Origin of the sequence: Rhodoferax sp. OV413 (assembly GCF_945881795.1) — a bacterium.
Lineage (GTDB): Bacteria > Pseudomonadota > Gammaproteobacteria > Burkholderiales > Burkholderiaceae_C > Allorhodoferax.
On the sequence record NZ_CAMCVG010000079.1, the window covers coordinates 1 to 10232 of the forward strand.

At 62.4% G+C, this 10232-nt stretch carries 8 protein-coding genes; 3 read left to right on the forward strand and 5 right to left on the reverse strand.

Features of this window, described 5'->3' with window-relative positions:
- Together waaC and Q0O05_RS09660 are read left to right on the forward strand one after the other, a co-directional pair.
- On the forward strand, positions 1–927 hold a 927-nt coding region (gene waaC / locus Q0O05_RS09655), incomplete at its 5' end, for a lipopolysaccharide heptosyltransferase I (protein ID WP_293662505.1).
- A gap of 7 nt (positions 928–934) precedes the next feature.
- On the forward strand, positions 935–2272 hold the full coding sequence (locus Q0O05_RS09660; protein WP_293662507.1) for a 3-deoxy-D-manno-octulosonic acid transferase: 1338 nt from the start codon (positions 935–937) through the stop codon (positions 2270–2272).
- Between the two features lies 1 nt (position 2273).
- Here Q0O05_RS09660 and Q0O05_RS09665 read toward each other — a convergent pair whose 3' ends face one another.
- The 5 genes from Q0O05_RS09665 to Q0O05_RS09685 are packed head-to-tail and all read right to left on the reverse strand — an operon-like array spanning position 2274 to position 9365.
- The gene (locus Q0O05_RS09665) at positions 2274–3626 is read right to left on the reverse strand and encodes a TolC family outer membrane protein (protein WP_293662508.1); all 1353 of its coding nucleotides are present in this window, start codon (positions 3624–3626) and stop codon (positions 2274–2276) included.
- Between the two features lie 22 nt (positions 3627–3648).
- Positions 3649–4302 carry a protein-L-isoaspartate O-methyltransferase gene (locus Q0O05_RS09670; RefSeq protein WP_293662509.1) on the reverse strand — a complete coding sequence of 218 codons (654 nt, stop codon included), beginning with the start codon at positions 4300–4302 and terminating at the stop codon, positions 3649–3651.
- 42 nt (positions 4303–4344) lie between these two features.
- Positions 4345–7524 carry an efflux RND transporter permease subunit gene (locus Q0O05_RS09675; protein ID WP_293662511.1) on the reverse strand — a complete coding sequence of 1060 codons (3180 nt, stop codon included), beginning with the start codon at positions 7522–7524 and terminating at the stop codon, positions 4345–4347.
- Complete coding sequence (locus Q0O05_RS09680) at positions 7524–8657, reverse strand: efflux RND transporter periplasmic adaptor subunit (protein ID WP_293662513.1); 1134 nt, start codon at positions 8655–8657, stop codon at positions 7524–7526. Before Q0O05_RS09680 ends, Q0O05_RS09675 begins: the two co-directional genes overlap by 1 nt.
- An 18-nt stretch (positions 8658–8675) precedes the next feature.
- Complete coding sequence (locus Q0O05_RS09685) at positions 8676–9365, reverse strand: TetR/AcrR family transcriptional regulator (protein WP_293662515.1); 690 nt, start codon at positions 9363–9365, stop codon at positions 8676–8678.
- A 578-nt stretch (positions 9366–9943) separates the two neighbouring features.
- On the opposite strand from Q0O05_RS09685, the gene Q0O05_RS09690 reads away from it, so the two are divergent.
- Positions 9944–10232: helix-turn-helix transcriptional regulator (locus tag Q0O05_RS09690; protein WP_293662517.1), on the forward strand; the 289-nt coding region annotated here is incomplete at its 3' end.

Genomic DNA, 10232 nt, shown 5'->3' on the forward strand with positions numbered 1-10232 from the left:
GTTGCGCGGGTCATTCCTTGTGACCTGCGCGCTTGGAGCAAAAAGCCCTTTGCCGCCGCTACCCGCGCAGCGTGGCGCAGTTTCAAGGCCGATCTGCAGACGCAGTCGTATGACGCAGTGATTGACCTGCAGGGCCTGAGCAAGTCTGCCTTGGTGGCGTGGCTGGCCCGCACAACACCCGGGGGGCGCCGCATCGCCATGGCCAACCAGACGGAAGGCTCGGGCTATGAGGCGCCCACGCGCTGGGTGGCCGACACTGCCATCCGGCTGGAGCCGCATGTGCACGCGGTGCAGCGCGGGCGATTGCTGTGTGCGGGTGCGCTGGGGTACACGCCGTCTCACTCCTTGCGCTTTGGTCTGGTGGGGCGTGGCGAGGGAGTCACGCCGCCACTGCCCCCGCACCAGGGTCGTGCTGACAATCCATTCGTGCCAAGGCGGTCCTGGGTCGCATTGGTGCACGGCACCTCGCGAGCCGATAAAGAATGGCCTCTTGCGAACTGGATTGCGCTGGCGCAGCGCCTGCAGCGGGCCGGCTTTGGCGTGGCCTTGCCGCACGCCGGCCCTCGCGAATTGGCCACCAGCCAGGCCATAGCCGCAGCGCTAGAAGGCGCCTGGGTGTTGCCCGCGGTGGGCCTTGACGTATTGACCGACACCCTGGCCGGGTGCGCCGGGGTGGTGGGTGTGGACAGCGGGGTCAGCCATATCGCGGTGGCGCTGGACTTGTCCCATGTGCAAATTTACAACTTCGACACCGCTTGGCGCACCGGGCCGGCAGCGCTGGATGCGCGGGGTCATCCCGCGCGCCAATGCAGCGTGTTTGCAGCGCCCTATCCGGATGTTGAGGCGGTGTGGGCTGCCTGGGAGGGACTGGCCACTCCGGTCATGAACCAATGTGTGTCCAGCCACTCGCCCGAGGTAGGGCACTGAATTTCCCATGATGCTGTGGCTCTATTCCCTGTTGATGCGCGCCGCGCAACCCTTGCTGCGCCGCAAGCTGGCGCGCCGCGCGCGGGCCGAGCCGCTCTATGCCGAGCGGATGGATCAGCGCTTCGGCCACTACGACTTTGCGGCATGGCGGCGCGGGGCGGCGGCAGATGCACCGGTGGTGTGGCTGCATGCCGTGTCGCTGGGCGAAACCCTTGCCGCCGGCGTTCTGCTCGAGCGCCTGCGCAGCCGCGTGCCGGGGATGCGGCTGGTGCTCACCCATGGCACAGCCACCGGGCACGCGGCCGGCCGGGCTCTGCTGCTGCCGGGCGATGTGCAGGTGTGGCAGCCTTGGGATACGCCGGCTGCGGTAGCGCAGTTTTTGGCGCAGTTCAAGCCGGACGTGGGTTTGCTCATGGAAACCGAGGTGTGGCCCAACCTGGTGGCCGGCTGTGCGCGGGCGGGGCTTCCCTTGTGCCTGGTGAACGCGCGCATGAGCGATAAAACCTGGCGCCAGTCACGGCGCCTGCGATGGCTGGCCGCGCCCGCCTATGCGGGCCTGCGCGCTGTGTGGGCACAGAGCGAGGCTGATGCGCTGCGCCTGCGTGCGATGGGCGCGCCGGTGCGGGGCGTGGTGGGAAATTTCAAGTTTGACGCAGCGCCCGACGCCGGTTTGCTCGCACAAGGGCGTGCCTGGCGCGCGGCCGCCGGCCGCCCGGTGCTGATGTTTGCCAGCTCCCGTGAGGGTGAGGAGCAGATGCTGGCCGATATTTTGAAGCGAAAAATGGCATTTATGCCCGTGGATACTGCGCGCATAGCTCTTAAAACTATAGCAAAAAGTACTCCCGGGACAGACGCGGTGCAGCTACTGGTGGTGCCGCGCCACCCGCAGCGCTTTGACGAGGTGGAATCCTTATTGCGCAGTGTCGGCCTGTCGGTGAGCCGGCGCAGTCGGTGGGCGGGCGCGCCGGAGGCGGCAGACGTATGGCTGGGCGACTCGGTGGGCGAGATGGCGCTGTATTTCGGTATGGCCGATGTGGCGCTGCTGGGCGGAAGCTTTGCGCCGCTGGGGGGGCAGAATCTGATTGAGGCCGCAGCCTGCGGCGTGCCAGTGTTTATGGGGCCGCATGTATTTAACTTTACCGAGGCCTCCGCACTGGCCTGTGGGGCAGGAGCAGCAGTTTCCTGCGCAGACATGGCCGATGCATGGACACGCGCATTGGCGACGCTCAGCCAGCCCGCCAGCCTGCAGCTCATGCACGACGCCGCCTTGGGGCTGGGCGCTGCCCACCGGGGCGCTGCCATGAAAACGGCCACCGAAGTGGCCGCATTGCTCCAGCGGGGCTGAATCAGTTCGCCAGCTGGCTGTTAACCGGGGCCAGGTCTTCAGCCTTGAGAATTCCTGCCGCCTGCTTCAGCTTCAACCCGCCTAGCAGTACGTCATAGCGCGCCTTGGCCAGCTTGGCCTTGGTGTCGTAGAGCTGGCTTTGGCTGTTGAGCACATCGATGTTGATGCGCACGCCCACCTGATAGCCCAATTTGTTGGCGTCCAAGGCGCTTTGGCTGGACTCCTCGGCCGCCTCGAAGGCCTTGACCTGGGCCTGACCACTCAGCACCCCGAAAAACGCGGTGCGCACACCTTGCGCAATGGTGCGGCGGCTGGCTTCGAGGTCGGTGCGGGCTTTGTCTTCGAGCGCCAATGTCTCCTTGATGCGGTTTTGGACGGAGTAGCCGTTGAACAACGGGTAGTTAAAACTCACGCCCACGACTGCCACGTTGCTGCGGGTGTCGGAGCTGGTGGGTCCGGTGGAGGTGCCGCGCTGGCTGTTGCCTAAGGTGTAGCTGCCTGTGAGGTCCACGGTCGGCTTGTTCGCGGCTTCGGCTTTTTCGGTTTCCAGCTTGGCAACATCCAACGCAATTTGCAGTTGCACCAATGCGGGGTGAAGGCTTGCCGACTGCTGTACCCAGCTTTCGGGGTCGGCCGGTGTCAGTGGGGCGAGCACGACCGGCACTGCCAGTGACTTAGGCACTGCGTTGGGCAAGCCCACCAGCTGGTTCAGTGCAATGTTCTTGACCCGCAGGTCGTTTTCAGCTGCCAACTCCTGGGCCACCACCAGGTCGAATCGGGCTTGCGCCTCGCGCGTGTCAGTGATAGTCGAAGTGCCGACTTCGAAGTTGCGTTTGGCGGAAGCCAGCTGCTCGGCCACCGCAGTTTTCTGGGCTTTGACAAATGCCAGGCTGTCGGCGGACGCCAGCACATCAAAGTAGGCCTGCCCCACCTTGACGATCAGGTCTTGTTCGGCTGCGAGCAGCTGGGCCCGGGCGAGTTCAAATTGCTTCATGCCCTGCTCGTAGCCGGCCTTGTTGACCGGGCGGTAGAGCGGATGGGAGGCGCTAACCGTGACGTTTTGGCTGTCAAAGCTGAAATTGCGATTAGTGGCTCCGCTGGTGATGTCCTGGCTGGTGTTGCTGGCGCCCAGAGCCAGGTTGGCTGTGGGCAGCAGCAAGGCCCGGGCCTGCTCGGCTTTGGCCACGGTGGCGTCAAACTGGCTCTTGGCTGACTGGTAGCTCGCATCAAAGCCGCGCGCCGCTGTGTAGAGGTCCTGCAGGCTCTGTGCTGCTGCGCCGGAGGCGGAAAACGCACCGGCCAAGGCCAGTGCAAGCGGCAACAAGCGCAGAAGTGGGGAGGATTGGCGGTGCATGAGGGGCTTTCAGTGGGAGAAATCAGAATTGGAAGCGCTCGGGCTCTGCAAAGCCCTGCAGGCGCTGCACCACGGTTTCCCAGGTGGCCGAGGTGCGGAAGTCGCTTGCGCTTGTGCGGGTGACGATGGTGCATTGCATGACCGGCTCGTCGCCTACGATAGCCGCCAGACGGCCACCGACATTCAGGTGCTGCAGCAGGTCTTGCGGGACGAGGCCGACAGATCCACTGAGCAAAATGACATCAAAGCTGTCCTCCGACGCGCTCAGACGCGAGCCGTCGGCGTGGCGCACAGTCACGTTGCCAAGGCCGGCGCGGGTGATGTTGCCGCGGGCCATATCGGCCAGCTCCGGCTCGATGTCCAGCGTCAGCACGTGGCGGGCACGGTGGGCCAGCAGAGCCGCCATATAACCGGAACCCGCGCCGATTTCGAGCACCGACTCGTGCGGCTGCACTGCCAGGTCTTGCAAAAGGCGGGCCTCCAGGCGCGGCGCCAGCATGCACTGGCCGGCCGGCAGGGGAATCTCGATATCAGCAAATGCCAGACTCTTGTGAGCCGGCGGCACAAACGCGTCGCGTTGCATGTGGCCCAGCAGGTCCAGCACCTGAAGGTCGAGCACATTCCAGGGGCGGATTTGTTGCTCAATCATGTTGAAGCGGGCTTGGTGCATGTGCATGGCAGGGTTTCCTTTGTTCAAGTTACTCGGTTGCCCAAAATTTTACCGGCCGGTGGTTGCTGATTTATGCCACATGCGCTGAGCCCATTGGGCCAGATCGTCCATGTAGCAATACACCACCGGCACCACAACCAGCGTAAGCAGCGAGGAGGTGATGACCCCACCAATCACCGCCTGGCCCATGGGGGCGCGCACTTCGGATCCCTCGGTCAAGGCAAAGGCCAGCGGCACCATGCCGAAAATCATGGCCAGGGTCGTCATCAGAATCGGCCGCAGCCGCACGCGGGCCGCCAAAAGCAAGGCCTCTGCGCGAGGCAGGCCGGGCACGGTGCGCCCGTCCGGTGCCACGGTGTCTTCGCGGGAGCGGATGGCAAAGTCCACCAGCAGAATCGCATTTTTGGTGACCAGCCCCATGAGCATGATGACCCCGATGACCGAAAACATCGAGAGCGTCGAGTTGAACATCATCAGTGCCAGCACCACGCCGATCAGCGTGAGGGGCAACGCAGTCATCAGCGCGAGCGGCTGCAGAAAGCTCTTGAACTGACTCGCCAGAATCATGTAGATGAACACTACAGCCAGCACCAGCGCCGAGATGGCGTAGCTGAAGGCCTCGGCCATGTCTTTGGTGGAGCCGCTGAACTTGTAGCTGTAGCCCGGCGGCAGATTGAGGCTGTCCATCACGGCCCGGATGTCGGCCGAAACCTCGCCCGCCGATCGGCCCGATACATTGGCGCTGATGGAGACTTCGCGCGTCAGGTCGCGGCGGTTGATCTGGTTGGGGCCGGTGGATTCGGTGACATGGGCCACCTGATTGAGCCGCACGACGCGGGTGCTGCCGTCTGCGTTGGCACCTACGGCGAAGGGCAGACGCTGCAAGTCCTCGGTCGCGTTACGCGCTTCGGGCGCCAGACGCACATTCACATCGTAGGTCTGGTCATCCGGGGCGCGCCAGGTGCCCACGGTCTTGCCGGCAATCAGGGTGCGCAGTGCGCTTCCAATCTGGGCCACGTTCAGCCCGAGGTCGGAGGCCGCATCGCGTCGAACTTCTACATTCAGAGTCGGCTTATTGGGCTTGACGCTGGAATCCAGGTCTACCAGGCCCGGCACATCGCGCAAGCGGTTGATGGCCCGGGCGGTCAGGCGTTCGAGTTCAGGGATATCCGCGCCCTGAATCGAAAAAAGAATTTGCTTTTGCCCACCTACCGAGTCCAGCAGGCCCACGTGCGTCACGGTGATGCCTGCCACATTGCGCAGCCGCTGACGCAGCTGGACCGACATCTGGTCCACGCTCAGGCTGCGCGACTTGCGGTCGACCAGACGGATGTAAATGCTGGCGTAAATTTTTCCTTGCGCGTTGCCAGTGTTGATGGTGGTCAGCGTGTAGCGCACCTCAGGAAACTCGCGGATCACAGCCTCCACCTGCCGTGCCCGCGCCTCGGTCACCTCAAGTGAGGAGCCCACCGGCGTGTTGAAGGTGAGTGTGGTCTCGGAGTAATCGGCCTTGGGTACAAATTCGGTGCCCAGGAGCGGCACCATCACAATGCTCGCCACAAAAATGCCGAGCGCGGCCAACACCGTGGCCAGCTTGTGGGCCAGGGCCCAGCGCAGGATGCTCTGGTAGCCCTCTGCCAGCGCCTCGGTGCCACGGTCGAACCAGCCGGTAATACGGCCGATGGTTTTGTCGTACAGGCTGCGTGGCGCGTGGCGTTTGCCTTGGCTCTCAATGCTGGGGTCGTGCCAGACGCTGGAGAGCATGGGGTCGAGCGTGAAGCTCACAAACATCGAAATCAGCACCGCCGCCACGATGGTGATGCCGAACTCATGGAAAAACTTGCCGATGATGCCGCCCATAAAGCCAATCGGCAGGAATACCGCCACGATGGACAGCGTGGTCGCCAGCACAGCCAGTCCGATTTCCTGCGTGCCTTCGAGCGAGGCCGGGTAGGCGTTTTTGCCCCTTTGCACATGGCGCACGATGTTCTCCCGCACCACGATCGCATCATCAATCAGCAGGCCCACACACAAGGACAGCGCCATCAGCGTGATCATGTTGACCGTGAAGCCGAAGATGTTCATGAACAAAAAGGTGCCGATCAGCGCAATCGGCAGGGTCAAGCCGGTGATGACGGTGGAGCGCCAGGAGTTCAGGAAAAGGAAGACGATCAGCACGGTGAGTACGGCGCCCTCTATCAGCGTGCGGCGCACGTTGTCCACCGACACGCGAATCTGCCGAGAGCCATCGGTAATCGGCTCCAGCCGAACGCCGGCGGGCAGGAGCTTTTGCATGTCCGTCATGGCCCTCACCAGGCCATCGACCACGGCAATTGTGTTTTCGTCCTGAGACTTTTGAACATTGAGCAGCAGGGTGCGCTGGCCGTTGTAAAGCGCCAGGGTTTCAATCTCCTGCGCCCCGTCGTCCACACGGGCCACCTGGTCCAGGCGCACCGGCGTGCCGTTCTTGCGGGCCACGATGATGCGGCCGAAGTCCTCGGGGCGCTGCATGCGGGCCTGAATCTGAATCACCCGCTCCTGCTGGAGCGAGTGGATGGTGCCCAGCGGTAGATCCTGGTTTTCGGCCGCGACCGCGCTGGTGACCTGGTCCGGTGTGATGCCGAACGCCTCCATCGCCTGCGGATTGAGGTAGAGGTTGATCTCGCGCTTGGTACCGCCCACCAGCGTCACCGAACCCACGCCGCGGACATTCTCGAGCCGCTTCTTGAATGTCTGCTCCGCCCAGTTGGTGAGTTCCACTGCGCTCCTGGCTTTGGCGCCAGCGCCGTTGTCGGGTAGCACTGCCACCGACCAAATGGCCCGTGCTGACGGGTCAAATCGCAGCACCCGCGGCTCTTTCACTTCGGTGCGCAGCAGCGGTTTCACGGCGGCCACCTTCTCGCGCACGTCTTCCGCTGCCTTGCGTCCGTCGATGTGCAGGCCGAACTCAATCACCACTACGCTCTGGCCTTCGTAATTGCGTGAGGTCAGCGCGTTGATGCCGGCAATCGAGTTAACGCCTTCTTCGATCTTTTTCGAGACTTCGCTCTCCACGATCTCGGGCGACGCGCCGGGGTAGTCGGTAACTACCACCACGACGGGGAAGTCGATGTTGGGAAACTGATCAACCTGCAGGCGCTGTAGCGAAAACAGGCCCAGCACCACCAGGGCCAGCATGACCATGGTGGCAAAAACCGGGTTCTGAAGGCTTACGCGGGTGAACCACATCAGTTGCTACCTGCGGAGGTTTTCACAGCGGTGCCGGCGCGCAAGGCACCTACCGCCCCAGACAATACCGGTGCGCCTTCGGCAATGCCTTGGACAGCGACCATGGCCACACCGTTCACCTCACCGCGCTCACCGAGCTCCACCGTCTGGTGGGCTACTCGGCCGTCTTGCAGCCACTGCACATAGGGCTGGGGCTTGTCGGCGCGAACCGCGCTCACCGGCAGGGCCAGGGCACGCGTTTCACCCACGGCCAATGCGCCCTGGGCAAACAAGCCCTGCCGTAGTCCTTCGGGGTTACTCACACTCAGGTAGACCAGCACCGAACGGCTGCCGGCCACGGCAGTGGGGTTGATGCGGGCGACCCGGGAAATGAGCACCTGCGCAGATCCCTCTACCGAAAGGCGCGCCGTCTGACCGGTTTTGACGCCCAATGAGTCGGCCGCTGCCATGCTGGCCTCCACCTCGAGGCGGCTCAGGTCGACGATTTCCAGCACCCGCGCGTCGACAGACACCCGCTCACCGGGCTGGGTCAGCCGCTGCGACACCTGCCCGCTGATGGGCGCGCGCAAAACCGTGTCCTCCAGCGACTTGGCAGCCACATCAACACCCGCCAAGGCCGCCCGGTAGGACGCCTCTGCCGCTGCCAGCGAGGCGCTAGATGATTCCAGCGCGGTCTGCGAGATGAAGCCCTGGTCGACCAGCTTGCGGTTGTTATCAAAACTGCGCCGCGCAATGTCGACCTGGGCCTTGGCAGATTCGGCCTGCTGCTGCGCCTGCCGCGTGCGGGCCTGGTATTCGGTGGTGTCTACCCGCGCCAACAGCTGGCCGGCTTTGACCATGTCGCCTTCGCGCACAGTCAAGCCCTGCAGCTCTCCGGCAACCCTGGCTTTGACAAACGCCGAACTCACCGCCTTGATGGGGCCGGACACCGGCAAAGTGCGTTGCAGTTCCACGGTGCGCGCACTCACCACATCGGCCGCGTTCAGTTCGAGGCTCACCGGCACACGCAGTGCGGCCTGCTGGCTTTCGAGGGCGGCTTTTTTGGCCTGGTTGGTCGCAGCCAGGCGCAGTCCGACGCCCGCCACAATGGCCAGGCCGAGCGCTGCAGAGGTCCATTTCATCCAGAGTTTCATGGCGTTAGGGTGTTCCGGTCAGGGTGTTTCGGATTGGCGCAGGGGCGCCTGGTTGCACAGGCCCAGCAACAGGTTGTCGATGTGGGTATTGAAGTAAGCCAGCGGATCCAACTCGGTCTGGGGCGCAACGAAGTGTCCCAGCGAGTGCCGCCACGTCGTCAGGAACATCATGGGCGCCAGCACCAAATACACGCCGTACTCCAAATCCACCGGCCGGAACTCGCCGGAGTCCATGCCGCGCTGGAGCACCCGGCGAATCAATGCGTTGCCGGGTTTTACTACTTCATTTCGGTAAAAGTCGGCAAGTTCCGGGAAGTTGCCTGCTTCGCTCATCATCAGTTTTGAAATGCCGGCTGCTTTGGTCGAGCCAACGCGATCCCACCAGGCCAGCATGCAGCAGCGCAGGAGTTCGGCGCTGCTGCCCGAAAAGGAATCCATCTCGGCGCTCCATTGTGCAAAGCGGCCGGAGATGTTCTCCCTGACAACAGCCTTGAAGAGTTCTTCTTTGCTGCTGAAATACAGAAACAGTGTTCCCTTGGAGACGCCGGCCCGCGTAGCCACCTCTTCGGCGCGTGTGGCGGCAAAACCTTTTTCGACAAACAACTCCATGGCAGCGCTCAGCAATTCACCAGGGCGGGCGTCTTTGCGGCGCTCGCGTTTGGCACGCACTGCGCATGGGGCGTCGACAATCTCGGGGTGCGGGGACATAAAAATTAATGACTGGTTGGTTATTAATGTAGCGACGGTCCCCCCGGGTGTCAAATCCGGAGCAGCGGTCCGGAGGGCCTTCTGCCTTGCGCGCAGCTTCGCCCGCCGCATTGCATAAGATGGCGCTGACGGGCTTGCAACCTAGTCCCGCCAATTGCCTTCTTGCGTTCTCACCCCCACCATCCAGGAGCATCGTATGAGCACAACACCATCGACCATCACTTTAGGCGGCTGCTGCATCTGGTGCACCTAAACTGTTTAATTTTTTAACTACATGATATGTGGTTAAAAATGGTTAACTTCGCGAACAGTCGACTAGGACGATTTGCCCAATTTGGTTCTTGAGGTATGCGGTAGCAAGGCACTTTTCGGCAGATGCGAGCTATTCGGTATCCGCGGCAATCCTTAAACGCTCAAATTTGAAGACCACTGGTGAAGGCTACCGAGTCACTTCTTCAGTTTCTTGCTTGGCTCATTGAGCAACCGCACCTTGATCGTGGCAAATTGTTGCATCAGCTTTTCCCTTTGAGCCTGTAGCTGTTGTTGCACTCAATTCAAGTGACAACATGAGAAGCGAAATGTCAAGTCGTGAATTGGCGTCTGCGGAGTCTTTTCGCTGGCGTTTCTGGACGTGGCCTTTGTATGACAGACCGTTCGATTACTGGTTATTTATCTGGGGGATGGTTACCGGACATTTTGTCCGGTATGATTACCCTATGAACATCCCACTAAGCACCCTTAATGATGCTGCCGCGTTGGAATACCTCGCAGCAGCTCGTCAACATCATTCGCAAGCGGCAATTGCCAAACATCTCGGCGTGAGTGAGCGACAGGTCAGGCGGTGGGAAGTTGGTGAATCGCACCCCC